Annotated in this window: 26 protein-coding genes and 1 tRNA gene; 14 read left to right on the top strand and 13 right to left on the bottom strand. The window is 63.5% G+C overall.

From position 1 onward, the window contains the following. Positions 1–423: 423 nt before the first annotated feature. From VG543_RS13565 to rimK, 5 genes are all read right to left on the bottom strand, one after another. Positions 424–1,791: a sensor histidine kinase gene (locus tag VG543_RS13565; RefSeq protein WP_423178724.1), complete on the bottom strand. Its 1,368-nt coding sequence runs from the start codon at positions 1,789–1,791 to the stop codon at positions 424–426. After that, a complete protein-coding gene (locus VG543_RS13560; protein WP_005410804.1) occupies positions 1,754–2,431 on the bottom strand; it encodes a response regulator transcription factor in 678 nt (225 codons plus the stop codon). Before VG543_RS13560 ends, VG543_RS13565 begins: the two co-directional genes overlap by 38 nt. Before the next feature lie 8 nt (positions 2,432–2,439). Then, positions 2,440–2,913, bottom strand: coding sequence for a hypothetical protein (locus VG543_RS13555; protein WP_019660177.1), 474 nt, complete (start codon positions 2,911–2,913; stop codon positions 2,440–2,442). Between the two features lie 93 nt (positions 2,914–3,006). After that, positions 3,007–3,483: a hypothetical protein gene (locus VG543_RS13550; RefSeq protein WP_019660178.1), complete on the bottom strand. Its 477-nt coding sequence runs from the start codon at positions 3,481–3,483 to the stop codon at positions 3,007–3,009. Between the two features lie 243 nt (positions 3,484–3,726). Further along, entirely contained in the window at positions 3,727–4,605 is an 879-nt protein-coding gene (rimK, locus tag VG543_RS13545; protein ID WP_026347043.1) for a 30S ribosomal protein S6--L-glutamate ligase, read from the bottom strand. A 165-nt stretch (positions 4,606–4,770) separates the two neighbouring features. Between rimK and VG543_RS13540 the strand changes: the two genes are divergently transcribed. Then, a complete protein-coding gene (locus tag VG543_RS13540; RefSeq protein WP_227852960.1) occupies positions 4,771–5,136 on the top strand; it encodes a hypothetical protein in 366 nt (121 codons plus the stop codon). A gap of 92 nt (positions 5,137–5,228) precedes the next feature. On the opposite strand, the gene VG543_RS13535 is transcribed toward VG543_RS13540, so the two are convergent. Further along, positions 5,229–6,386 carry a hypothetical protein gene (locus VG543_RS13535; RefSeq protein WP_423178725.1) on the bottom strand — a complete coding sequence of 386 codons (1,158 nt, stop codon included), beginning with the start codon at positions 6,384–6,386 and terminating at the stop codon, positions 5,229–5,231. A gap of 94 nt (positions 6,387–6,480) precedes the next feature. Here VG543_RS13535 and VG543_RS13530 point away from each other — a divergent pair, with 94 nt between their 5' ends. After that, entirely contained in the window at positions 6,481–7,371 is an 891-nt protein-coding gene (locus VG543_RS13530; protein ID WP_329848905.1) for a PoNe immunity protein domain-containing protein, read from the top strand. A gap of 388 nt (positions 7,372–7,759) precedes the next feature. Here the strand turns inward: VG543_RS13530 and VG543_RS13525 are convergent, their stop codons facing one another. The 3 genes from VG543_RS13525 to VG543_RS13515 form a co-directional block, all read right to left on the bottom strand. After that, on the bottom strand, positions 7,760–7,981 hold the full coding sequence (locus VG543_RS13525; protein WP_010481480.1) for a DUF2188 domain-containing protein: 222 nt from the start codon (positions 7,979–7,981) through the stop codon (positions 7,760–7,762). 146 nt (positions 7,982–8,127) lie between these two features. Next, a complete protein-coding gene (locus VG543_RS13520; RefSeq protein WP_099475868.1) occupies positions 8,128–8,598 on the bottom strand; it encodes an ankyrin repeat domain-containing protein in 471 nt (156 codons plus the stop codon). After that, the gene (locus VG543_RS13515; protein ID WP_231298785.1) at positions 8,595–8,975 is read right to left on the bottom strand and encodes a conjugal transfer protein TraD; all 381 of its coding nucleotides are present in this window, start codon (positions 8,973–8,975) and stop codon (positions 8,595–8,597) included. The genes VG543_RS13520 and VG543_RS13515 overlap by 4 nt, the downstream gene beginning before the upstream one ends. 341 nt (positions 8,976–9,316) lie before the next feature. Between VG543_RS13515 and VG543_RS13510 the strand changes: the two genes are divergently transcribed. Beyond that, positions 9,317–11,038, top strand: a complete 1,722-nt coding sequence (locus tag VG543_RS13510) for a MobA/MobL family protein (protein WP_312546187.1) — start codon at positions 9,317–9,319, stop codon at positions 11,036–11,038. Between the two features lie 20 nt (positions 11,039–11,058). On the opposite strand, the gene VG543_RS13505 is transcribed toward VG543_RS13510, so the two are convergent. Further along, positions 11,059–11,397, bottom strand: a complete 339-nt coding sequence (locus tag VG543_RS13505; protein ID WP_329848900.1) for a helix-turn-helix transcriptional regulator — start codon at positions 11,395–11,397, stop codon at positions 11,059–11,061. 110 nt (positions 11,398–11,507) lie between these two features. Here VG543_RS13505 and VG543_RS13500 point away from each other — a divergent pair, with 110 nt between their 5' ends. From VG543_RS13500 to VG543_RS13475, 6 genes are all read left to right on the top strand, one after another. Next, on the top strand, positions 11,508–11,831 hold the full coding sequence (locus tag VG543_RS13500; RefSeq protein WP_224328466.1) for a hypothetical protein: 324 nt from the start codon (positions 11,508–11,510) through the stop codon (positions 11,829–11,831). A 2-nt stretch (positions 11,832–11,833) separates the two neighbouring features. Further along, positions 11,834–12,298 carry a hypothetical protein gene (locus VG543_RS13495; protein WP_312546189.1) on the top strand — a complete coding sequence of 155 codons (465 nt, stop codon included), beginning with the start codon at positions 11,834–11,836 and terminating at the stop codon, positions 12,296–12,298. 51 nt (positions 12,299–12,349) lie between these two features. Beyond that, a complete protein-coding gene (locus VG543_RS13490) occupies positions 12,350–13,015 on the top strand; it encodes a hypothetical protein (protein ID WP_329848895.1) in 666 nt (221 codons plus the stop codon). 1,296 nt (positions 13,016–14,311) lie between these two features. Then, the gene (locus tag VG543_RS13485) at positions 14,312–15,319 is read left to right on the top strand and encodes a hypothetical protein (RefSeq protein ID WP_329848893.1); all 1,008 of its coding nucleotides are present in this window, start codon (positions 14,312–14,314) and stop codon (positions 15,317–15,319) included. Continuing rightward, on the top strand, positions 15,316–16,245 hold the full coding sequence (locus VG543_RS13480; RefSeq protein WP_188250283.1) for a hypothetical protein: 930 nt from the start codon (positions 15,316–15,318) through the stop codon (positions 16,243–16,245). The genes VG543_RS13485 and VG543_RS13480 overlap by 4 nt, the downstream gene beginning before the upstream one ends. Next, the gene (locus tag VG543_RS13475; RefSeq protein ID WP_143570068.1) at positions 16,230–16,964 is read left to right on the top strand and encodes a hypothetical protein; all 735 of its coding nucleotides are present in this window, start codon (positions 16,230–16,232) and stop codon (positions 16,962–16,964) included. The genes VG543_RS13480 and VG543_RS13475 overlap by 16 nt, the downstream gene beginning before the upstream one ends. A 90-nt stretch (positions 16,965–17,054) precedes the next feature. On the opposite strand, the gene VG543_RS13470 is transcribed toward VG543_RS13475, so the two are convergent. The 3 genes from VG543_RS13470 to VG543_RS13460 form a co-directional block, all read right to left on the bottom strand. Further along, complete coding sequence (locus tag VG543_RS13470; RefSeq protein ID WP_423178727.1) at positions 17,055–18,635, bottom strand: site-specific integrase; 1,581 nt, start codon at positions 18,633–18,635, stop codon at positions 17,055–17,057. A 106-nt stretch (positions 18,636–18,741) separates the two neighbouring features. After that, a tRNA-Gly gene (locus VG543_RS13465) sits at positions 18,742–18,815 on the bottom strand. Between the two features lie 115 nt (positions 18,816–18,930). Further along, positions 18,931–20,751, bottom strand: coding sequence for an autotransporter domain-containing esterase (locus tag VG543_RS13460; protein ID WP_026347045.1), 1,821 nt, complete (start codon positions 20,749–20,751; stop codon positions 18,931–18,933). A gap of 240 nt (positions 20,752–20,991) precedes the next feature. On the opposite strand from VG543_RS13460, the gene thiS reads away from it, so the two are divergent. The 5 genes from thiS to VG543_RS13435 all read left to right on the top strand — a co-directional run. Further along, positions 20,992–21,192 (top strand): sulfur carrier protein ThiS, encoded by a 201-nt coding sequence (gene thiS, locus VG543_RS13455; protein ID WP_019660184.1) that lies wholly within the window; start codon positions 20,992–20,994, stop codon positions 21,190–21,192. A gap of 106 nt (positions 21,193–21,298) precedes the next feature. After that, on the top strand, positions 21,299–22,093 hold the full coding sequence (locus tag VG543_RS13450) for a thiazole synthase (RefSeq protein ID WP_019660185.1): 795 nt from the start codon (positions 21,299–21,301) through the stop codon (positions 22,091–22,093). Further along, on the top strand, positions 22,093–22,827 hold the full coding sequence (gene trmB, locus VG543_RS13445; RefSeq protein ID WP_423178728.1) for a tRNA (guanosine(46)-N7)-methyltransferase TrmB: 735 nt from the start codon (positions 22,093–22,095) through the stop codon (positions 22,825–22,827). Before VG543_RS13450 ends, trmB begins: the two co-directional genes overlap by 1 nt. A gap of 27 nt (positions 22,828–22,854) precedes the next feature. After that, on the top strand, positions 22,855–24,702 hold the full coding sequence (locus tag VG543_RS13440; RefSeq protein ID WP_019660187.1) for an SLC13 family permease: 1,848 nt from the start codon (positions 22,855–22,857) through the stop codon (positions 24,700–24,702). A gap of 185 nt (positions 24,703–24,887) precedes the next feature. Further along, on the top strand, positions 24,888–25,050 hold a 163-nt coding region (locus VG543_RS13435), incomplete at its 3' end, for a transposase (RefSeq protein ID WP_167693009.1).

Genomic DNA, 25,050 nt, shown 5'->3' with positions numbered 1-25,050 from the left:
AGACCCAACAACTCAAAAGCGAAGGAAAAAGACTCCAGCGGATTCTGGCGAATCCCCACGCACCGTCCGCCAAAGCCAGGGCAGACGATGCATTTTCCATGATGAGCTAGAGCACATCCGGAGCTTTTGATTTGTTGGTTTTTTTCAGGACGCCAATCCCGGCCAGGGCACCTGCCCCGGCCAGGTCATCAGGCCATCGCCGCGCACGGCAATCTGTAAGGAAATTCTCAAGTGCGGCGCGGGCTTGCCAATGCGTGCACTGGAACACGCGCGGGGCGCGGCAGCGATCACGGTGGTGTCGCGTTGGGCCTGAGGCCTGATCATCGCGCGAGGGTAATTCAGTGGCACAAGCGACACAGAGCGCGATGCAAGGTCGGCAGGGTCCGTGCCGACCAAGGTCGGCACCCACCAAAGCAGGGGCCCTTACAACGGCTTCGGCGAGAACGTCAGGGTGGCGATCACGCCACGCTCGCCACCGGGGCGCACGCTCACCTGCCAGCCGTACAGATCGCACAGGCGGCTGACGATCGACAAGCCGATGCCGCCGCCCTGCGAATGGCCAGCATGCGTGCCGCGGTAGCCACGCTGGAACAGCTTGGCGGCATCTTCCTCGCTCAGGCCCGGGCCACTGTCGGTCACCGAGACCGAATTGGCGCCGACGAACACGCGCACCTCGCCGTCCTGCGAGTACTTCACCGCATTGCCGATCAGGTTGCCCAGTGCCACCGACAGCGCCGCCTCGGGCGCATCGATCACCAGGTTGCGCTCACCTTCCAGCAGCAGTTCCAGCGGCTTGCCACCCAGCTGCGCACGATGCGCGTCCAGCAGCTGCTCGGCCACGCGGGCGACGTTGCTGGTGCCCTGCCCACGCTCATTGCGCGACAGCAGCAACAACGCGCCGATCAGATCGCTGCACTGCTGTTCGGCACGCTGGATGCGCTGCAGGCGCTGCAGCACCTTTTCGTCCAGGCCGGGCCGGGTCAGCAGCAGCTCGGTGGCACCCCGGATCACCGCCAGCGGCGTGCGCAGCTCATGGCTGACGTCGGCATTGAACTCACGGTCGCGCTGCACAACTTCGGTCAGCCGCGAGGAATAGTCGTCCAGTGCCTGTGCCAGCTGCCCCACTTCGTCATCGGGGAAACGCGGCGCCAGCGGCTCAGGGTCACTGGTACCACCACGGTAGGCGCGCAACCGTGCGGCCAGGTCCGATACCGGCTTCATCACCTTCGAGGCCGACCACCAGCCCAGCACCAGTGACAGCAGGCTGAACACCAGCACCGACAGCACCAGCGCGCGGTTGAGCTGCTTGCCGCCGCGCACGCTGTCGGTCATGTCATAGGCGAGGAAGAACCAGGCGTCCGGCGTCTTGCGCACGGCCAGCTTGTAGGAGTACGGCTCGCCGTGCTCATCACCGCTGACGCTGTGGATGCCATCGGAGAAGCCCGCCCACTGCGCGCGTTCTTCGCGCACCCGGTCGAACTTGTCCTTCGAATAGGCATAAGCCCTGATCTGCAGCACCGGTGCATCCGGGTTATGCCCGGGGTGCTCGTAATAGCGGCGCGCATACTCGTCGATGTTTCGGTTCATCAGCTCTTCCACCAGCTGGTTTTCCACGCGCAGGCGGGCCCAGTTGGTGGCGAACGCGAACAGCGTTGTCAGGCAGAAGCCCAACAACACGAACGAAACGATGATGCGGCTGCGCAGGCGCCGCCGATACGGCGTGTGCCGGCGCTCCCCCTTGCTTGCCACCGAATCAGGCTTCCGGGGTGGCGATGCGGTATCCGATGCCATGGCGGGTCTGGATCAGCGGCACTTCAAACGGCTTGTCGACCACCGCACGCAGGCCGTGGATGTGCACGCGCAGGGAATCGGAATCGGGCAGTTCTTCGCCCCACACGCGGGTTTCCAGTTCCTGGCGGGTCACCACGGCCGGGGCCGCTTCCATCAGCGCCTGCAGGATCTTCAGTGCAGTCGGGTTGAGCTGCAGCAGCTTGCCCTGGCGGCGCACTTCCAGCGTATCCAGGTTGTATTCCAGATCGCCGGTTTCCAGCACGCGGGTCTGCACGCCCTTGCCGCGTCGCGACAGGGCGTTCAGACGCACTTCCACTTCCTGCAGCGCGAACGGCTTGATCAGGTAGTCGTCCGCGCCGGAATCGAAGCCGGCCAGCTTGTTGTCCAGCGAGTCGCGGGCGGTGAGCATCAGTACCGGGGTCTGCTTGCGCGCTTCGTTGCGCAGCTTGCGGCAGACCTCGATGCCGTCCATGCCTGGCAGGTTGAGATCCAGCACGATCGCGTCGAACTCGTGCACCACGGCCAGATGCAGACCGGTAACCCCGTCAGCCGCGAAGTCCACGGTGTGGCCCCGGTCCTCCAGGTAGTCGCCCAGGTTGGCCGCAATGTCGCTGTTGTCTTCGATTACCAGGATTCTCACTGTCACCTCTAATTGACGAATTTGCCGACGCGCTGGGCCTGGCCCATATCACGCTGTGCCTTGTCCTTCCGTCGCGCGCGCTCGGCTACGGTCGTGCACTGCGTCGTGGACCGGTTCGAACCCGTGGCCTTTTCACGTTGGCATATTAGACGACTATCTTCACGGGCCTGTGTCAAAACCGTGTTCACGATCTGCTGATCGTTGAAGACATCGGTTCGTACCTGTTCAGGCATGGAATCGCGGTCGGGATGCTGCTCGACGGCCGTACGCATGCGCACCAGCGCCTCGCGCACGCGGCTGCGGTCGGCCTGTTTCAGCTCGCTGTAGGTCTCGCCATCGTTGAGTTCGATTTCGATGCGCTCGATCTGCTGCTGCAGCGGCTTGCCCGGAATAAAGACCTCACCGGCCTGGTTGGATGCGGAGGCGGCGGTGGCCAGGGTCAGGCCCGAGACCAGGACCGCCGACATCAGGAGGGACTTCATGACAAACGAATCCTTGTTTGAGTTGAGGGTTGACTGTATTCGCACCGCCTTCACGCGAGCAAGTGCCGGTCGCTCGGGCGGCAATCGGCCCGGCTAGCGGTTACTGGGAGGCGTGAGATTGTTGAAGGTGCGCTGGTCGTTGAGCAGGGCCTTGCCCTTTTCCTCGATCCGGCGGCGCTCGGCCACCGTCAGGCAGCGGCTCTTGGGCATGTTGCTGCCCGTGGTGCGGGTGTGCTGGCAGATCTGGCGGCTGTCTTCGTGGGCGCGGACAAGAACGGTGTTGATCCGCTCCTGGTCGTTGAAGACCTCTGCCTGGACCTGCGGCGGGAGCTCCTGAAGCGTGCTGTGGTCCCCCATGCGCTGGGTGATGCGCGCCAGGGCCTGCTGCACCTGGGCGCGGTCGTCAGCGGAAATCTCGCTGTACTCGCCGTCATCAAGGGCCCTTTCAACCCGCCGGACCTGTTCGGCCACCGGTGCCTGCCCGTCCATCTGTATGGCGGTCTTCTCCGGCTTGGCGGAGACAGTGCCAGACAACCCCAGCAACAACGCGATCATCGTGATGCGGTACATCGCCAGCCTCCGGATCCATCCAGGAACGATGGCCACTCTACGGCCGTCACGCGGCCTCCACAAGGGACTTCCGGCAGGTATAAAAAAGACCCAGGCGGTGGCCCGCCTGGATCTGAAGTCGTATCCCGATACCGATCCTGCTGAGAGGCAGAGCTGCGGTTCGCTAAAGGCTACGCCGGCGCCGATTAAAGGCATGTTAAAGCCGGCCTCATTTGCCCATGAGAATCTCAAAATATTGATTTGTCATGGCTTTTTCAGCTTCTCGACGTGCTCGATGATGCGCGTGGCCACATCTACCCCGCAGGCGGCTTCGATCCCCTCCAGCCCCGGCGTGGAGTTGACCTCCAGCACCAGCGGGCCGCGCGCGGAGCGGATCAGGTCCACCCCGCACACCGACAGGCCCAGCGCCTTGGCCGAACGCACCGCCACCTGCTGTTCGGCGCGGCTGGCCTTGGCCGCCACCGCAGTGCCACCGGCATGCAGGTTGGAGCGGAAGTCGCCTTCCGGCGCCTGGCGTTGCATCGAGGCCACCACCTGGTCGCCCACCACGAAGCAGCGCAGGTCGGCGCCCTTGGCCTCACCGATGAACTCCTGCATCAGGAAATTGGCATACAGCCCGCGCAGGGCCTCGACGATACCGCGCGATGCGCTGGCCTTTTCGGTGAGGATCACTCCCCGCCCCTGGGTACCCTCGTTGAGCTTCACCACGTGGGGCGGCGGGCCGAGCATGGACAACAGGTCGACGGTGTCATCCGGGTTGTCACCGAACACGGTGACAGGCATGTCGATGCCCTTGGCGGCCAGCAGCTGGTGCGCACGCAGTTTGTCGCGCGAACGCAGGATCGCGTCGGAGGGGTTTGGGGTGCGTGCGCCCATCAGCTCGAACTGCCGCAGCACGGCGGTGCCATAGCGGGTGATCGAGGCACCGATGCGCGGGATGACCATGTCCACGCCGGTCATCGGCCGGCCCTTGTAGTGCATCGAAAAACCATCAGCGGCGATGCGCATGTAGCAGCGCAGCGGGTCGAGGATGCGAACGGTATGGCCACGCGTGCGTGCCGCCTCGACCAGCCGGCGGGTGGAATACAGGGAACTGTTGCGGGACAGGATGGCGAGCTTCATCGCGGCAGGATCGGGCGGCAGGCGCGCAGCATAGCGCGGGCGTGTGGCGGGTGGATGATGCCCCGCAGGCCACCGCATCTGCATGCCTGCCGGGGCTGTGCGAATATGCCGTTGCCGGCTGATGGACAGAAACGGCCGGCTTGCACAATCCAAGGAGAACCACAGATGCGAATGGGAATTCCGCTGTTGTTGCTGTTTGGCCTGGTGGGAGGCGCCGCAGACGTACGGGCTGCGCCGACCCACGCAGTCTCCCGGCTCTACTTCGATGCCAACAACACCCTGATCGGCCAGGGCCTGCGCTACTGCACGGGCAAGACACAGCACCAAGGCGTTGCCTCACACGCCAACACCCGCTGGATCGATGTTTCCTACGCCTGCCAGGGCGACTCGACCGACGTGTCCTACGGCAGCTGGGTGCCTGCGCAACTGCGGCAGGACTTCTGCACGCTGTATGACGCCTGCACATCACTGATGCCGTGGCCGGAACCCAGCCTGCCCGGCACCCTTGGCAACGGCTTCTACTCAGACTGACAGCCGATAGTCGCCGCACCGTCTCCGGCGATGACCGCACCGTCGCCGGGGACATCCTCATGGCTCATCCAAGGGATGCCTGCCGCCGCTGATCAGCGCGGGGGCAGGCGCAGCGAGAAGTGCCCATCGCGGACACGCACGGCCAGCGCGGTTTCCCGCCATTCCACAGGCAGGGCGAGCGCCGTGTGTGGCGTGGAGATGCGTGTGATCGCGTCGAACGTCCAGTGTTCCTCATAGGCTTCGCAGCGAAGCCAACCGTCATCGCCGGCCTCGATCACATCGATCCAGGCACCACTGCGGGCCTTGCCGCTGCCGCCCGTCGCACGGTGGCCAATGGCCTGCCAACACCCCTGCCAGCGGACGAGCCATACGCCCTCGATGGGACGCAGATCCCCATCAAGCACGCTGCCCGCCACCGCCACGCACCGTCCGGACGGGCTGGTGATCACCGTTTCCAGATCGCAGGCGTGACGGTCACTGGGCTCGCCATCAAGACAGAGCGCGTACGGGCAGACGCGCGCGAACAGCGTCGGATGCGCGGTCAGGCGCAGATCGTCAGGCAGCAGCGGTATGGCCTGCAGCACCCGGGCATCCGGCAGGACATGCCGCAATGCCTGCGGCAACCCGGCGGCCAGCGCGGGATGCTCCGGTTCCAGCCATAGACCCCGGCAGGGCCGCAGCGTGGTCGATCGACAGGGGATATCCCGCAACCACATTGCTGCTTCGGCATCCCCGCCAAGCTGCCGGCGCTCGTGCAGTTCCTGCCAGAACAGGCTGGGAACAATCGCCTGCAGGTGCATCACCCGCTTGTCCGCTTCGTCGTAGACGATCACCGCTTCGCTGCGATCAACATAGCCACTGGCCACACGCAGCCCGCTTCCCGCCAGCGTCTGCCACTCGCCACTGGCGTCGTGGCTGCCTCCAGTGGATACGCCCTCGACAATGGCGCCATCGCGCAGCATCTGGGTGCTGTAGGCCGGACCTCCCATGCCCAGTTCGCCCCAATCCAACAGGACATCATGCGTGGGCGGCCGGGTAGCAAAGGGCAGCGTCGCCCGCGAGCGCAGCAGTGCGCCGCCTACGGTATCGCCGACCAGATCAAGGCGCTGCAGCACACCACCCACTGCAAGGCACGCGGCCAGGGCGACAACCACGCCCAGCGGCGACCACCAGGCCACGCAGATGGCGACCAGGACCAGGAACGGCAGCCACTGGGTGAAACGGCGGAGGGCGATTCGATCAACGGTCATGCGGGCATGGTGACTGCGATTGCGCACCATTCAAACCTTCAACGCGGTGCCAGGCAATGGGGGTCGAACCGGCATTGCCGCTAGACTTTCCCTGATGATGGAACCGATGACTGCCGTGAACCGCCGGAATCTGCTGCTGGACGTACTACCGCGATGGAGAGCACTGGCCAAGGATCCGGGAGTACCGCGCCGCATGCTTCGCCTGCCGGACTGGCAGGCAGACTGGAACGCGGGCATGGCCCTGCTTGCGCGTCATGCGCGCAATGGCGGTGAACCTGCGGAGGAACCGCTGCAGGGGCATGCGGCGCTGGAACATGCGTACGGCTGGGAAGCGGTTGCCCAGACCGGCAGCAACCTGCTGCTGAAAGGCATCGACCGTGGATTCGCCCCCACGGCATTGCAGCAGATGCATGCCGACGTTGCAGAACTCTGGCTCGAGCATGCACGTTTGCTGGCCATTGCCCGGAACAGCCTGCAACAGCAGGGCCACGACATCGCGCTGGCCGCGCCGTTGCAACCGCGCACAACGCAGCACTACGAGTACGCCCTGCAGCTGTTGTCACTGGGCGTGCTGCTGGATGCGCAGGACCGTCTTCCAGCGTTGGTGGAGAAGGTGCTCTGCTTCGACACCGACCGCGTGCTGGACTACCTCAGCGCACCGGCACTGGGCCTTGCCGAAGCCAGCGATGCGATATTCCATCCGCGCCCGTTCGCCGAGCTGTTCGCGCCGTTGCGCGACGGTGAAGCGTTCGTTCCATCCCTGCTGACCGGCTACCTGCAGGTGCACTACCGTGACTTCTTTCTACTGTCGCCCCAGGCTCAGAAGCGGACCCGACGGCTGACCGGACCGCATGCATGGGGTTACTGGGCGCTGGAGGTAGCAGCGCTGGTGGTGCTGTATGGCGGCGACGATGCAGCGCTGCGCACCTGCCCGCACTATCCTTCCGACCTGGTGGACTTCGCCCGGCCGCAAGCGGGCGCATAAGCCACTCGAGCTATGGTTCGAAGGGGCCACAGCCCAACACTGAGAAGGAGATTGCGGCGCTGCTGCCACACGCTCGAGCTGGGTGTGGTGCATCGAGTACGCCGCGTCTGCCGGGGGTGAATACCCTGGAGACATGGAGCGGGCGATGGGAATCGAACCCAAATCCACCTAACCGACTGTCCCATAAGAAAATCCCCGGAACATTCGACTAAAAAAACGATACCTCAAACGATACCTGGAAGCCTAACAGGCTTGCAGAAGGGCCAGCAAGCAGCGGGGCAATGCGTCCCACTTGCTCCCACTGCTGGGGATGGCTCGGGTGCGCATTGCCCCGTCGGCAAACCAAGCTCCAGCAAAAGACAAGGCCGCCAAACGGCGGCCTTGTTGATCAACCCTTGGGAGGATTTGGGTCGTTCCCGTAACTGTCCTTGTCCCGGATAAGGCCCTGACGGTCGTGGATCACCACTTCGCTGCGCTGGTTGATGGCGATCTCACGCGCATGCTGCCTTGCCTCTTCCTGGGTCCGGTGGTGAGAGGTATCGCGCGAGTTGCCTTCGCCACGCACCGCCCAGCCATCCGGCCGCTTCACCACGTGCTGATTCTTGCCCATTTCGACCTCGACAATGGTTTTGGGCGACGACCGCCCAAACCCGTGATCTTGTGTAAAAATTACAAAATCAACACCAGATATAGTTAATTCACAAAGAAACACGCCAATTCACTCCGCAGCCGCGGATGTCGCAAACGCGTCTCAATTCACGCCGAGAGGAAAGCCTTCAAAGCTCGCGGGTAAGCCAGACCGAACGGCGTCTCGTGTCGGCAATTCGGGGCGTTTGGCTCAGCGCCTGCGGCAAGGAGCGTCGCACACGTGGCGGCAGGGTCACGCCGTTCCCACGCATCCAGAAACCTAGTGGCGTGAACGGACGTCCAGGGGCGCCCATCGGCCAGCGCGGCCAGAGCCGCCGCGGCGGGTCCGGAAGACCCAAAGTGATCTGAGCGTGCTGCCAAGTGAAGCGGGGTCTGGGCATGGCGATCACGTGCATTCGGGGAAGCACCGGCCAGCAACAGCGCGGACACTGCCTCAACGTTTCCCAGATGGGCGGCGAAGTGGAGCGGTGTCTGACCGTGGCGATCGCGCGGATCAGGAAAGATGGTCGCGGCCAGTGCAGCGTTGAGCGCGGCAACATCGCCCATGACCACGGCCTCGTGTAATGGCGTCCAAGTCATGATTGCCCTGCCCTTCGAGTGGCAGCCCTCGCCTCCAAATGGGCGATGCCTTTCTCGCGCAGGGCATTTCGTCGGGTCGGTTGTAGCAACAGCTGCTCGCTCACAACCAACAATCCTCCGACAACTTCTGCCGGATCCCAACTGTCCACCCCGGCAGCGATTACCAGACCACCCAGTTCGATCTTCCGGTGGGCATCGGCACGGCGATCCGCTTCGCGTTGCTTCAGTTCTGCACGCCGGCGCTTGCGTTGCTCTTCGCGTTCGACGAGCAGCAGCTTGGCTTGCTCCTTGGCCAGCGCTCCGACCATCCGCTCCAACTTCAGCTTCTGCTTTTCAACGTTTCCCACAGCACGCTTGCTCTTGCTTCGTTGATCCATGCAACCAGAAATGGCGCGGAGCGCAAGGGGGGGCCTGCCCCATCATGGATGCGAGCGGTTAGCGAGCATCGCTTTTGCTCTTGGCTAAAAAGTTGACAGTTCTGACGTGCATGTAACCCTGAGAAGGGGGCCCGGCGAGCGGCAGCGAGCGGCCCGGTTCTATGCAGTTGGCAGGGGGCGATTTCGCCCCCAACAACCCAGCAATAGCGCACTTATGGTTTTGCTTCGCAAAACCGTGCGGTCAGGGCTTCGCCCCGACACCCGAACGCCACGCCTTGCGCGTCGCCTTCTCCCCAATCCTCGCCCCCATAGGGGGCTGCGGTGCATCGGAGCTTTGGGCAGTGGCGATCTACAGCGTTCAAGTGAAAAGTCTCAGCCGAGGGAAGGGCGACAGCGCGACCGCTGCCGCCGCTTACCGGGCTGGTCTCGACCTGGACGATCCCAGCGGTGCACGCCACAGCTACAGCCGCAAAACCGGCGTGCTTTCCGTGGACATGCTGGCCCCCACTAAGGCGCCGGCGTGGGCACTGGATCCGCACCAACTCTGGTCCAAGGTTGAAGAACACGAGACGCGGAAGAACGCGCGTGTCGCGCGCGAGGTGCTGATGGCCCTGCCCCACGAACTTACGCCCGAACAACGCCGGGCGCTGGCTCGGGACGTCGGCCAACTGTTGGTGGAACGTTACAGCGTGGCTGTGCAGATCGGTCTCCACGCCCCGGACAAGGGAGGCGATGAGCGGAACTACCACGCGCACATTCTCATGACCCCTCGCCAAGTGGGCTCAACCGGGTTTGGCGACAGCGCGGCCAAGGTCCTGGATGAGTTCAAGGCAGGTGCTCAGGAGCTGAAAGCACTACGGGCCTTGATCGGTGAGCGCATCAACGATGCCCTGAGCGCTGCCAGCCAATCGGCACGCGTGGACCACCGCAGCCTGCGCGACCAGCAAGGCAGCGCCATCGAAGCGGGCGATTTCTGCGCCGCCGCCAAGCTGGACCGCCAGCCCTCCAGGCACGAAGGCAAGGCGGTCACCCAAGCCCGCCGAAGGGGCGAGCGCCTCCCTCGAGCAAAACGCAACGATCGCTTGAAGACGGCGGGGGAGCGGCGATTCAACCAGCACTCCCGTCGCTTCGAGGAAATCAAAGCCAAGGCCGCTGCCGAAGGCCGATTGGCAACCGTGGACGAACAAGCCCTGCATGCCCGCGCACTGGTAGAACGCCGCAAGGCAGGGGCTCAGCGGTTGCAGGCTGCGACCGACGCCCTTCTCGTTCCCACCCCACCCAAAGCCAAGACGGGCGTTCCGGCACGTGAGGTCCGTCGCGCTTCCCTCCAACCCGGATCCTCAGTGCCCAAAAGGACCACTCGGGTGATCGGTCACCGGGGGAAAGAGGCAGCGGCCAAACTGCCTCCGCAGGTCCACACCCGGGTCACCGGTAACGGAACGAGGGAAAGCGAACAAGCGGCCCACCTGGCCAACCTGTGGCTGGCTCAGGTGGAAAAAGACGTGGCCGATCTGATCCGGCGTGCCCTGGCTTGGGCTCAGAACCATGCCGATCCCCTGCCCCGCTCGCTGGCCCGGGACTACCTCTCTGCCGAGGGAGAAGCCCAGTTGACCCTCGTCGTACGAACCCAAGCGGCGGCCGACCTCAAACAGGCCCGACGGGCCAGACACGACGCCCGCTACTACCGCGATCAAGGCGAAGCGGGATTGAAGGGCAAAGACAGGCTCGCCCAGCGCTTGGGCTGGACGCCCAGGACCCTGCGGGACCTGCAAGACGCGGTGAAACTGACCGAAGAGCAGGCGGTCTACGCCAAGCAAGCCGAGCACTTGGCGATCACCGCTCAGGAAAAGGCAACCCAAGAAGCAGAGCACCAGCGCCAGCGCCTCCTCCAAGCCTTCCAGAAAGCACATCCCACGGAGGACTTCCGGTTCCCGGACCAGTGGCCGCCTGTGGCGCCGTCGCCCGCAACAGAGCAGTCACCAAGCAAGCAGCCTGGGGCGGACACCGGCATTCTGCCTCCGCGGTGGAAGCCCCCGCACCTTCGACGGCCGGGACCGCGCTAAGAACGCAAATGCGCGTCCTGTCAGGGTGCGATGCTGTCGCCGGTGTATCCCTTGATGAGGCCCAACACCTCTTTTTGCTGCTCAACGGGCAGTCTGGCCACCAACAAAATGACTTCCGCCAACACATCCGAGCTCGCGTGGAAGTAGGCCGGCGGCACGCCAAGCGCCTTGCTTAGGGCCTCCAAGGTTTCGCCGTCGGGCTCTCGCTCCCCACGTTCGTAGCGGGACAGGCGTGAAGAAGCCGATTTCTCATTCATGCCGATCAACGCCCCCAGTTCGACCTGCGACAACCCGGCAGCCTGACGCGCTGCACGGAGGCGAAGGCCGAAGACAGAGATTGCGGGCAACGGAGCGGGCATGGGGGACGGGCAATGGATCAGCTCCTTAGTCTGCACGGACTGGCATGATAAGGCACGCATCTGCCAAAATGGCAGATGCCGCCATCCGGTGGACTGCCAAGGAATTGATCATGAAGCCCGTTCGCACCGTGCTCGCATCGCTTGTTGCCGCGTTGAGCCTTTCTGGATGCAGCAGCAACCAGCCGTCCGTCGAAGAAGCCCAAACTGCCATCGGGGCCACCTTCACTCAGGTTTCCAGTGGATCCATGACCGTGATCGGCTATCGGGACTTCACGCTTTCAAACTGCCGAAACGCCGCCCCCTCTGAGGGGGTCGTTTGTGACCTTGGAGGAGAGGTGGTCCTCAATGTGTCAGGCGCCGAACTGGTGCGCCCGATCGTGGAGCCCGTTCGTTTCAGCAAGTCCCATGGCACTTGGACCGCCCACAGGCCCTGACTATGAGCTCTTACGCGAACGTGGGCTGCGCGTCTGTTCTTCTCGGAGGGGCCGGTCTCGTCTTCGTCGGTGGCGGCTTGGAGATGCTCCAGAACGGAAGCTCATTTGGGTGGCTGGCGGTCTTGGGAGGCATTGGCACCTGGCTGGTGCTGGCCTTCCTCTTCTGGATCACCCAGCGGGCCAACCGTCGACGGGCGTGGATCAACCGCCAGCCGTTCCCCCACTACGCAGAACAGGGCCTCCCCCGTGGGGGCTTCTGGCGGGGCTTCCTCTGGACCTGGGCCGGGGTCATCGCTGTCCACATGCTAGTGTTCCTGATCAGCGGCTTCGCCGAACTGCTGCCCAATCCCGAGCAGGTGCGCGGGTGGATGGCACTGGCCGGGCTCGCACTGGTGCCTGCGCACGTGGTGCTGCCCATGTTGGGCGGCATCGCCTATAGCCTCATCCACTCTACCTCCGTCCGCTAACTCACCGCTCAACGCTAGAATCCGGCCAAACCCCGGCCACTGAGGCAAGGCATGTCTATTGCACCCGCGCCCCCCGTCTTCCCTGATCTTCCCGAAGACAACTATGGAGTCCATGTGGATGGTGATATGGACGCAAAGCGGCTTCAATACTTAGTCGCCCAAGTTGGAGAGGCCAAGGTCAGGAAAAGCGCCGAAAAGAGCAAGTTCAAGCCAATATTTGTTTCAACGCTGCTGAAGCGATTCCAAATTCGCGTGCCGACGCACATATACGCACGAATCAACATCCCTTTCCACAGAGTTTATGTCCTTGTCGTGCCAGCCGAGGCCAAGCTCAAGGTTGGACAATCTGGATACTGGACTCAGCGTGCCTATGCTTTTTCCAGGGGAAAACTGGAGGAACTGGACCTCGGTCGCAGCGTAGGAATAAGTTTCAGCGGGGAAAGGGCGATAGCCCTTGCAGCTGAACAAGCAGTGCTTTCGGAATTTTCCGCGTATAAAGTTCCACCTCCGAACTACGTAGCCTATGGAAGCGGAGGGCATAAAGAATGGCTTTCCTTGGACGCATATGACGCTGTCATAGATCAGATCCGCGCGTTTGAAGCCGACCAACCTCGCCCCATTCTTACGCTTCGGGACGCCCTCTTGTTCGACAGCCTCCTGTGGAGCAACGACACAAACTTACCCATCCGCCCAACTTCCATTCCTAAAGGGTCATAGGAGGCAACAAATCCAAAATGCGGCCTAACCCCACTAAAAATAGCCTCGGTTACAGCACTTCCCTGCATCTGGAGGCCTTTAGCCTATGAGTGCGCATCCGCGCAAACGGAGGTTAAGAGTGGAGAGCAACAGAAGGAAGGCGTTGTCGATTGCCCTACAGGTTAAGGGCATGGTGTTCCTAGCACCCGCATGTTTGGAAATTTGGCAGGGAGTGATGCTTCAAATGGACGCAATCACTGCATCGCTACTGATGCTTGCAGGTATCTTGATGGGGAAGAACGGAACCGCCAGCTAAAAAAACGCCCCCGGCTTGACAAAAGCCGAGGGCGTTTTACTTTGAGTTCACGGCCCCCGAGTTTGACCGACTCGGAGGCGAGCAAGGTAGTGACAGCTACGACATGCCCAGGCACTGGCCCCTCAAGGCCACTCTAGCAAGCCTCGGATGGACCGCAAGCCTCCCTCTCTTCCTCTCCTCCCCGTCTGTCAGCCCAAAGGCCGTTGGTAGCCGTATCACGGTGCCGGTGGAGTGACCGGCGGTGCACAACGCAATCCTGGGAGCCCAGTGCGGGCTTGGACTGACCATCACCAGCGTGCACCGGTTTTAAAGCGAGGGGACACAGGGCGCGGTATGGCCTGGCAACTCGCGCCAGCCAGGTAACGCAGATGTCGATGGTAACTGGGGAGTACTCAATCTGGCCCCAGCAGCGTCTCCCATTCGCGGTCCCGTTACCAATGGTTCGTTGCTAGGAGAAGCCCCAGGAAAAACGCGCCTGGGCACGGGAAAAGTAAAGCAACACCGGAGAGACGCCCTCGCATGGGGGTGACAGGACCCGGACCCGGCGCGACTGATCGCGTGAACCTGTCGAAGCGGTGCAGATTAGGGAATCACCGCGCCCTGAAGTGCTGGGGGTCGCCGCCACGGGACCGACGCACGGGCCAAGTCACCCCACCGCTTTAGTCAGCGGGGTATGGGGAGACTTTGCCCTTCGGCTGGAGGGGACACGGAGGGGACCCGACAGCCGAAGGGCAAAGCAGGGGGGGGCTTTGGCAAAGCTATTGGGGTTTAAGGAAAAGCTTGTGCACGCTTTTCCCGTTTTCGAAAAGCAGATCGGGCGAAATTTTTTTCCCAAGTTCCGCTTTCACCCGCCCGCCCCTTGAACCATGCAGCTCGGCTGAGCGTGCGCTGCGATCGCTTTCGTGGGGAAGCACACCACTCACAACCATCCAAGACGGTGACAACTGTAACGAACGGCAGTGCACGCTCAGGCGCTGGACTTCACTCGCCTGGAACGCGCCGTGACACTGCACTACATTCCTTCTCCCCTGATCCGATCAGCGGGCGAAGCACAGATCTGGGGCACCCACGGCGTCGTGGTTTCGCAACCCCAACCACTGCGCTCCGAAGCATTTGAGCTGCGGCAGGCTTACGAGCCCAAGCTCCTGGAGCCGGACCTTCACCCGCTCCTGCTGCTTTCGTCACGACTGAATCGGGTTCACTCCCAAGCTTACAACGGGGACTTCCTGCTGCCCGTCAGCGCCGGCGAAAAAGCCCACAAGGCAATCGCGCCCCTGAGCCCAGCGGATCTGCGCACAACCGACGCCTTGATCGCCTCACTGGCGTCCGCAGCAGGTCTACAGGCACCTTCGCTTCGATCAGATCGTGCCTGGGTGGCAGGACGAGGCCCCAAGGAGGCGGTGCTCGTGCTGCCACCGGTCGCGGTCGTCAATCCGCTACTCGCCAATCTCCTGGCCACCCTCTCCCAGCACCAATCCAACTGCAGCGAGCACCTCGACGAGGCGCTGGCGCATCAGCTGCTGACGATCCACCCTTTGGCCGATGGAAACGGACGGATCACACGTTCCTTGCTGATCAAGCTCGCCGCTCGCAAACGCAGTTTGTTCCCGCTCTACATTTGCTGGCTGCTGATGTTTGACAAGTTGGCAACCGTTGCTTCGTGGAACGACGCCTCCCTCACCGGGCAGCACACGCCCGAGCCCGCAAGGATGCAGCGGTGGTTGGCAGCGGCGCGCGCCCTAGTCTCCGTGTGGCAAGAAGCACGAAGAGAACTGGACGTCAGGGCAACTGACGCCCTGCTGTTCACGGGAGCCGTGACCGAAGACGCCGTGCGGGCCGTCAGCGAGAACTGTTCCCCACCGCTTGCCCGGCGAATTGCCTCGACCTACGCCGCATCCCCCCTCCCCTCCAAAACAGACCTCGAAGAAGCCATTCAAACATGCATTGGAACGTGCAAGAAGCTCGCATCGCCCGCTTTGAAGCCCCCAAGGACTGATGGTGATTCATGAAGAACAAACCGACGTTAACTCCCGAAGACATCTCCACATCGCAGAACCTCAAACGCCAGATCCGCGACATCCTTCGCATCTCACTGATCGTGGGCGGGTCATTGCTCGCAGCCCAATCAGGCATGGCCGACACCACCAACGACCGAGGAACGACCAACCTTCCCCCCGTTGATGCGATACCGCCTCCCTACGTCCCCCCCTACACCCCCCCCATGGATCCTCCTTCGGTTCCCGGAATTGGGGGCTACGATCCAGGCGAGGGAGGTGGTGGTGGGGGCAGTTCCTCCCCCCCCTCGGCAGACACTTGGAAACAGCGGGTTTGCGCAGAACACATTGCCAGGAAGCCCGCCTCCTGCCCTGCACGCATCCCGTTCCCGTCGGGGGCCAGCTACGCGAAAGATCGCTTGCCTGGCGCTTCTTGGGGGGCAAAGTCTACTGTCCTGATGGCGATTTCCTTCAGCGAAGGCCGAACTCACGGGTTTGGTCGAACCGTGCCGCCTGATCCGAACGCTCAGGCTTCCATGAAGGACGCCCTGGAACGCCAAACCCAGAATTACGCCAACCTGACAAAGGACTTCAACAGCGCAACCGGGGAGTTTCGCTACGCGGTTATGCATGCATGCGAACAGCAGCTTCAAGCATCAAGCGCGACCAGGGCGGGCATAAACATCACCATTCCTGAGTCATACTGTCTCGGCATCCTTAAGGCGATAGACGATGAGGTGGGGGCACCAGGCCTCGTCGAGACCTTCGTAGAATGGGCACGTCGCTACGGCGTGCCCGTGGAGGAGTACATCACCCCGCAAGGGGCAGGTGCGGTTGAGCTGGAGAAATCCCTGAAAGAGAAATGGAAATTTGTTTCTGAAGATGCCCAGTGCTCAACATGGTGGACGCAACTGGACCAACAGCAATGTTCAATTCCTTGACAGGTGAGCGCATGAAAAACTTCGCAATCGTGGCCATGCTTGCCTGCGCACTTTCCGCTTGCGCGGATAAGTCCCCCCCCGCAGCGGACGTTCAAACGACCGAACAGAAAGCCCAGCGGGACGACCATACACCCAAAAGCGAGACCCCACGCCCCACGCCATCCTCCAACGCCGGCGCAAACGCAGCCGAGCGCTCTGCCGAAGTTCAGCAGAGGCTGTGCCCTGCGGTGGATCCGTCCTGTGCGAGCGCCGGCCCGCTGAGCGCTCGCTCTCCGGCCGAGGCCCAGTGGTTGATTCAGCATGGCTATCCCTCCGAACAGGAAAACGCCAAGTTGCATGCCGCCAGCCTGCAGTCCCTCCAAGAGATGGCAGCGTCTGGCAACAGACCGGCCGCCGTTGTCTACGCGGAGAGAATTGCCCTGGAGGCCGGGAAGTTCACGGAAGGCTCCGTGCTTCTCTATGAGCAAGCCAAGTCAGGCAATTTGTTCGCTTACTATGGGCTATCCAAGATCTACTACGACGACCCCAGCCATGGCTCCTTGGTGGACAGCGCCGCGTATCTCAAGGTCGCCTACTTACTGGGTGACTCAAGGGCGTCGGAACTGCTGGATCGTCCGAAACTTGGCACCGCTGAACTGTTGTCAGCAGACAAGCGAGCGGCAGGGCTGCTAGAGACGTTCTCAGGCGGCGTGGAACGCTCTCCTCGCCCGCTGGAGTAAGCATGGGCTTGTAGAGCGGTAACCGCTCTGCTCACCGCCAACGCCAGCAAGTGAGTAGAAGCTCCAGTGCAGCTTCGGGAAGGCCCCCACTCACCTGGGGGCCTTTTTCTTTCCTCCGCGCCGACCAACTTCCCGCAGCTTCTGCTCGGCCGAGCGCAACGCCAAGTCAAACTGCCCCGGTTGATAGCGCGGCAACACAACCGGCGGCGAGAACTTGCCCAACGTCGCCACGCGGTCCGGCAGAGTGGAGCGGTGAATGTAGTGCTTCTCCAAAACCGTCTGCCCCGCAGCATGGCCGGTGACCGCGCCTATGGCCGCTGCCGACGCACCCGCGGCGTCGAGGCGATCGGCCAAGGTGTGGCGAAAACCGTGAAAGCCCTGCCCCTTTTCCTCGACGCCTTGCCGCTTGATGTAGGTGGAGAACTGGCGCGACAGCTGCCTGCCAAATCCCAGACCGGTGCTGTTCGGTAGATTGGGGAACAACTGCACATGGCCTGCGGCCTTGGCCTCCTGCACGTAGTCCAGGAACCCGGCCTCCAGCACGGGTTGCGCCAAGGGAATAAAACGGCGCGAATGCTTGCCCTTGATCCGTTGGCCCCTGGCCACCACCCGGACGTAGAATCCGGGAACGCCATCGACCGTTGCGATGTCATCCACTTGCAACTGAGCCACTTCGTTGACCCGTGCACCGCTGTAGAGCCCGAGCATCGGACCAAACCACCGATGCGGATACTTCGACGCCCAGGGAACAAACGCGCTTCCAAAAATGGCGCCCAACTCGCTGTCGGTGAAGGGAGATCCCCTGTCTTCTTCGTCCGGGGTCGCCACCGCTCGAACGCCTGCCAATGGATTGACCTCCACTCGCTTGGCCTCGACCAAGGAGATAAAGAACACCGGCAGACGCTGGCGGTGCTTTTTGATGGTCCAGGCGGCCGGCTCGGGCTCATCGTTGGTCTTTGCCAGGGCCATCACCTCCAGCACCGGCATTCCTGGGTAAGCAGGCCGCTTGGATGCATTCGAAGGCCACCATCGAATTGCGCTGAAGAACTCGCGCACGTGATCTTGCGAAAGCTCGGACACAGGCAGATCTTCCCCTACCACGCCAGCAAACAACCGCAACGTGTGACGGCTCTCCAGAACCGTCTTTGGCTGCAACTTCGCGTTGGTCAAATCCGTCAGGTGGTTTTCGATGGCCTTAGACAGTGACAGTCCAACCGAACGACCTGTCGCCTCCCTCTTCGCATGCGCCTCCTGCTGCTTGAGCAGAAAATGCTCAGGAAGCAGGCCGATGCTTTCTACTGGATCGGCGCTGGCCATCTTTTCGAGGGTCTCGCGCCAGAACGCCATGTCTTCCGGCGTTTTGATCTCCACCTCAGTCACGCCCGCGCCGTTGGGGAACGTGATCCCTTTCAAGATCAGCTGCTGAACACCATTCCGCCGCACCCTGCGTAACACCTCGTCGATGTCCACCGCCTGCCCCTGTCTCAATGCTTGGAATGCCTGAGAGAGTGCCATGCCCATGCGGGCAGCGACCAGCCTGGCCACGTCTCCGAAGGGAGCGTGCAACGGACGAACGAGGAAGCGCGAGCCAACCAATGCTCGCAAGTCTTTCGGGACGAGAAAACGGGCATAGACCCCGCTTGGTCTGGCCAAAAGCAATGGCTTTGGCATGTTTGGCGATACCTCAAACGATACCCAGGAAGGTCGTTTGAGAGGCCGTTATCCAATCCAAAAACCCTCGCGCCTCCAGACACTTAGCGCGGATCTCGGTGTTGATTGGAGCGGGCGATGGGAATCGAACCCACGTCAGTAGCTTGGGAAGCTACAGCTCTACCATTGAGCTACGCCCGCGTTGCGGTGGAAAGTCTATGCGCTGGGGCCGGTGTTGCGCAATGGTGCCCCCGCATCAGAGCGGGGCCGGATCCCCTTCGTTCCCGAAAGGGATCCGGCCCCGCCTGGTTTCTGCTTAGAAGCTGCCGCTGAAGTTGGCGAACAGCGTCGCGTCCTGGGCACGCTTCTGCCCGGCCGAAGCGCTCAGGCCGAAGTTGCTCTGCAGGCCGAACAGCTCGGTACGGGCACCCAGCACCACGGTGGCGTAGTTCTTGTCGAAGTTCAGGCCCGGCACGCGATAGCTGCCCAGTTCCGGCAGGGTCTGCAGCCATGCGCTGGCCTGCTTGGTGTCTTCGAACTCGTGGTCGTAGGTCACCTGCGCGTACGGCTTGACGGTGCCGCCATCGAAGCGGGCCTGCCAGCCGATGCGGCCGACGGTCGAATCGACGTTCTGGCGGTCGTAGCCCAGTGCGGTGGCCAGGGTGCCGGCCGCAGCGCTTTCGGTGTAGCCATCGATCTTCACCTTCTGCCAGATCACCGAAGCAATCGGGCCGTGGCGGAAACCGCCTTCGGTGCCGAACTCGTAGCCGGCGTTCAGCGCGGCGGTCAGGTTGCTGCCGTCCGGCGAACCGCCGTGCTCACGAGTGGCCGGGCCCAGCTGGACCTTGCGGTTCACGTCATAGGACAGCCAGGTGTAGCTGACCTGGCCATTGATCCAGATGCGGTCACCATACCAGCCGGCGAACAGACCGGCAGTGGTGTCCTTCTGGGTGAAGTCGCCACGGCTGTTGCCGAAGTCTGCGTTGAGGCGGCCGAAGCCGGCGAAGCCGCCGAACACCATGCCGTCGCGTGCCCAGTCGATACCGAACAGGCCGGCGGGCGCCAGGCCGTCGTACAGGTCGGCATGGTCATAACGCTGCAGGTCACCGCGCACGCCGCCCCACCAGGACAGGCCATCGGCCGGGCGACCACCCAGGTGCATGCTGACCTGGTCGGCACGCGAACGGCCGATGGTCTGGGCCGAGTGGCTCAGCACCTGCTGCAGACGCGGGCCTTCCAGCACCGAGACAGCATACTGGCCCAGCAGCTGATGGCCGGCGGTGGTCGGATGCACGCCGTCGGCGAACAGGTAGGTGTTGGCTGCATCCGGGCTGACGTAACTGGTCGGGTTGCAGCCGATGATGCTGGCGGTGGAGTTGTTCGGATCGATCCTGCAGGCGGTGCTGGTGACGTTGGTGAAGCCGTACATGCCCGGATTGGCAGTCACTTCGCGCAGGATGCTGAAGGTATCGAGCGGAATGAACTCGATGCCTGCCTGCTTCAGGCCACCGTACAGCGCCTTGTTGTAGCCGGCCGACAGTGCGGTGGCGGCGGCGGCATTGGGGCCGCGGAACTGCGGGGTGATGCCCACATCCGGCAGGTTCGGTACCAGCACGTACTGGGCACCAGCCTGCTTCAGCGCACCTACCAGCGCGATCTGGTCGGTGACCGCTGCGCCGATGATGCCCTGCACCTGGGCCTGCGACGCGCCACCTGCCGCCGCACGGGTGGCCGCAAACAGATCATTGGCGCCTCCCCATACGGTGTACAGGGCGTTGCCGTCAGCCTTGCCACCGTTCGCGGCAAGGTAGCGGGTTGCTTGCGACTTCAGCGACGGAATCACGCCCAGGCCACCGGCCTCGTCCACCGATACCCGGGCACCGCCCACGGCGTAGTTGTCGCCACTCTGGCCGTTGCCGTTGGCACCCCCGTTGAGGCCGTAGTAGTTGGCGACCTGCTGTGCCCACACCCAACCCGGGTTGGTGGTGAACTGGCCGGTGACCGGCTGCACGCCCGGATCGAGCAGCGGCCGGAAATAGCCGGCGTCGGTGAGGCTGTCGCCGAAGAACACGGCCTTGGAATACGGACTTTCGCCTGCCATGGCCGGCAGCGCGGCGAGTGCGATCGCAGCCGCCATCAGGGAGCGGATCGGGTGTTTGCTGAGCTGCATCTAGGAACTCCTGTGGGGTAAATAGGTTGGAATCCGGCACACGTACGCCGGCGCACGGTCAATGGTTTCACCGGGCCGCCGTTTGCTCACGCTGCGCCGCCGCATGGATTGTCGCCTGAGCACGCCGAAGCCTGCTGTGCTGGAGCTGGCGCCCCGATCAAATTGCAAACGTTCCGATCACGAAGGGCTATAAGCGACAATGCAGGAATGAACATCCAGCTCAACGGCGAACCCCGCACCCTGCCCGCCTCGGCGACCCTTCACGACCTGCTCGAGGCCGAGCAGCTGCTGCAGCGCCGGGTGGCAGTGGAGGTCAACGGCGAGATCGTCAGCCGCAGCCGCCATCGCGAGCATGTCCTGGCTGAAGGCGACATTGTCGAGATCGTGCACGCGCTGGGCGGGGGCTGAGGCCTGTCCGGGTTTGCCGGCCAGCGGCCGGCACTACCCATGCCGATCCACGGCCGGCACGCCATTGCGTGATCCCATCTTCAGGCGGATAGGCGATAATCGCGCCATGAACGTTCATGTCTCCCCCGATTCGCTGGTGATCGCCGGCAAGACCTATGGCTCGCGGCTGCTCACCGGCACCGGCAAGTTCAAGGACCTGGAAGAAACCCGCCTGGCCACCGAGGCTGCTGGCGCCCAGATCGTCACCGTGGCCATCCGCCGCACCAACATCGGGCAGAACCCGGGCGAGCCGAACCTGCTGGACGTGCTGCCACCGGAGCGCTTCACCATCCTGCCCAACACCGCTGGCTGCTACACCGCCGAAGACGCGGTGCGTACCTGCCGCCTGGCCCGTGAGCTGCTGGACGGCCACAACCTGACCAAGCTGGAAGTGCTGGGCGACCAGAAGACCCTGTACCCGGACGTGGTGCAGACCCTCAAGGCCGCCGAGCAGCTGGTCAAGGACGGCTTCGAGGTGATGGTCTACACCTCCGACGACCCGATCCTGGCCAAGCGCCTGGAAGAGATCGGCTGCGCCGCAGTGATGCCGCTGGCCGCGCCGATCGGTTCGGGCCTGGGCATCCAGAACAAGTACAACCTGCTGCAGATCATCGAAGACGCCAAGGTGCCGATCATTGTTGATGCCGGCGTGGGCACCGCGTCGGATGCGGCGATCGCGATGGAACTGGGCTGCGACGGCGTGTTGATGAACACCGCCATTGCCGGTGCGCGCAACCCGGTGCTGATGGCCACTGCCATGCGCAAGGCAGTCGAGGCCGGCCGCGAGGCTTTCCTGGCCGGGCGCATCCCGCGCAAGCGCTACGCCAGCGCATCCTCTCCGGTGGACGGGCTGATCGGCTGATGACCAATCCTTTTGACAGCGCCGGCTCCAAGGCCCCACCCAAGCCCTTCACCGTAAGCGAGGGCCGCCGCGAGGTGCGCAGCTTCGTGTTGCGCCAGGGACGTTTCACCCCCGCCCAGCAGCGCGCGTTCGACGAACGCTGGCCGCGCTTCGGCCTCGACTACACCGGCCAGCCGCGTGACCTGGATACCACCTTCGGCGGCCCGGCACACAAGGTGCTGGAAATCGGCTTCGGCAACGGTGCCGCGCTGCGCTTCGCCGCCCAGCACGATCCGTCGCGCGACTACATCGGCATCGAAGTGCACGCCCCCGGCGTGGGCCGGTTGCTGAACGCGCTGGCTGAGGACAATGCCGACCACGTGCGCCTGTACCACCATGACGCGGTGGAAGTGCTGCAGAACGAGATCGCCGATGGCGCGCTCGATGAAGTGCGCATCTACTTCCCGGACCCGTGGCACAAGAAGCGCCACAACAAGCGCCGCCTGCTGCAGCCGGCATTCGCCGAGCTGCTGGTGCGCAAGCTGCGCCCGGGTGGCCGCCTGCACTGCGCCACCGACTGGGAAGACTACGCCGAGCAGATGTGGGACGTGCTTGACGCGACTGCCGGCCTGGTCAACCGCGCCGGCCCGCGTGGCAGCGTGCCGCGTCCGGACTGGCGCCCGCAGACCCACTTCGAGACCCGCGGCCAGAAACTCGGCCACGGCGTCTGGGACCTGCTGTACGACCGCACCTGACGATCGCCTGAGGACGCCGCGCCCCACATGGATACCGCGCTGACGCTGACCAACGACATGAAGCTCGTGCTCGGGCTGGTCGGCTTCACGATGGCGATGTTCCTGTTCGAGCGCATCCGCGCCGACGTGGTCGCGCTGGTGGTGCTGGTGGTACTCGGTGTCACCGGCCTGATCGCGCCGGAGGAGATCTTCGGCGGATTCTCCGGTAACGCGGTGATGAGCATCATCGCCACCACCATCCTCGGTGCGGGCCTGGACCGCACCGGGGCGCTGAACCGGCTGGCCGCATGGCTGCTGCGGCGCGGCCACGGCGTCGAACAGCGGCTGCTGATGATGACCACCGCCATCGCCGGCCTGAACTCGTCCTTCATGCAGAACCCGTCGGTGATGGCCTTGTATCTGCCGGTCGCCTCGCGACTGGCAGCGCGCACCGGGCTGACGATGCAGCGCCTGCTGCTGCCGATCTCGGCGGCGATCGTGATGGGCGGTGCGCTGACCATGGTCGGCAATTCGCCGCTGATCCTGCTGAACGATCTGCTGGCCTCGGCCAACAACAACCTGCCTTCCGGCCTGGCCACCATCGAGCCGCTGCGCATGTTCGCGCCGCTGCCGATTGGCGTGGCACTGCTGATCGCCTCGCTGCTGTACTTCCGCTACTACGGCGACCGCAAGCTGATCGAGGAAGAAACCCTGGTCAACGACGGGGTCACACCCGCGCGCACCGAGAGCTATTTCGCCAAGACCTATGGCATCGAAGGCGATGTGTTCGAGCTGGTGGTCAGCGCGGAAAGTCCGCTGGTGGGCATGACCCTGGGCGAGGCCGAGAACCTGCACGACGCCCCGCTGCTGCTGGCCCTGAAAACCGGCAATGACACCCGCCTGGCGCCGCCGGCGGAGATGCGCATCTGGGTAGGCAGCGTGCTCGGTGCGATGGGCCCGCGCCAGCAGATCAACGATTTCGCGCAGAACCAGTTCCTGCGCATGTCTTCGCGCCTGAAGCACCTGGGTGACCTGTTCAACCCGAGCCGCGCCGGTATTTCCGAGGCGGTGGTACCGCCGACCTCGAACGTGATCGGCAAGAGCGCGGCCGACCTGCGCCTGCGCAAGGAGCGTGGCATCAGCCTGCTGGCGATCAACCGCGACAAGCAGGTGATCCGCGAGGACGTGCGCGACGTGCAGTTGCGTGCAGGCGACATGCTGGTCTTCCACAGCATCTGGACCGACCTGGCACAGGCGGCCAAGAGCCGCGACTTCGTGGTGGTGACCGACTATCCGACCGGCGAGCAGCGCCCGCACAAGTTCAAGATTGCGATGGCGATCTTCGCGCTGACCATCCTGATCGCGCTGACCAGCAAGCTGCCGGTCGCGCTGACGCTGATGACCGGCGTGGCCGGCATGCTGCTGACCGGCGTGCTGCGCATGGACGAGGCGTATGCCTCGATCAACTGGAAAACGGTGTTCATGATGGCCGGGCTGATCCCGCTCGGATGGGCGATGGACTCCAGTGGTGCGGCGGCATGGGTGGCCGGCCACACCATCGACAAGCTGCCCACCGGCATCCCGGTGTGGGTGCTGGAGGTGGCGCTGGCACTGCTGACCACGGCGTTCTCGCTGGTGATCAGCCATGTGGGCGCGACCATCGTGATGGTACCGATCGCGGTGAACCTGGCACTGGCGGCGGGCGGCAACCCGACCGCGTTCGCGCTGATCGTGGCGCTGTCGGCGTCCAACAACCTGATGACGGCCTCCAACCCGGTGATTTCGATGATCACTGGCCCGGCCAATTACACCCCGCGCGAGATGTGGCGGGTCGGCGGACCGTTGTCGCTGATCTACACCTGCGTGGTGGTGTTGATGATCAACCTGATGTTCTGAGGGTTGGGTTTGTTGGCAGGGCTGCGCCCTGCACCCCGGTAGTGCCGGCCGCTGGCCGGCAACATCAACGGCAAAAGCGTGCATTCCGTGGGATGGCGGGGTGGGTCCGGTTGCGGGGGACGCCGTAAACCCGTCCGTGAAGTGACCCCCGGGAGTTGGACGCCAGATCCAACCCCGAGGGATACATGAACAGATATGACGCTCGTTTCAAACTGCAGGTTGCCAAAGAGGCCTGCAAGACCTCCACATCAGTCAAAGCCGTTGCTCGTCGCCACAGCCTGGAGGCCTCCACGGTCAGGCGCTGGGTGGCGACCTATCGGCTGCATGGTTGGCGCGGATTTCATCGCC

Origin of the sequence: Stenotrophomonas sp. CASM101 (assembly GCF_049384845.1) — a bacterium.
Classification (GTDB): domain Bacteria; phylum Pseudomonadota; class Gammaproteobacteria; order Xanthomonadales; family Xanthomonadaceae; genus Stenotrophomonas; species Stenotrophomonas hibiscicola.
This window is presented reverse-complemented; position numbering and strand designations above follow the sequence as displayed.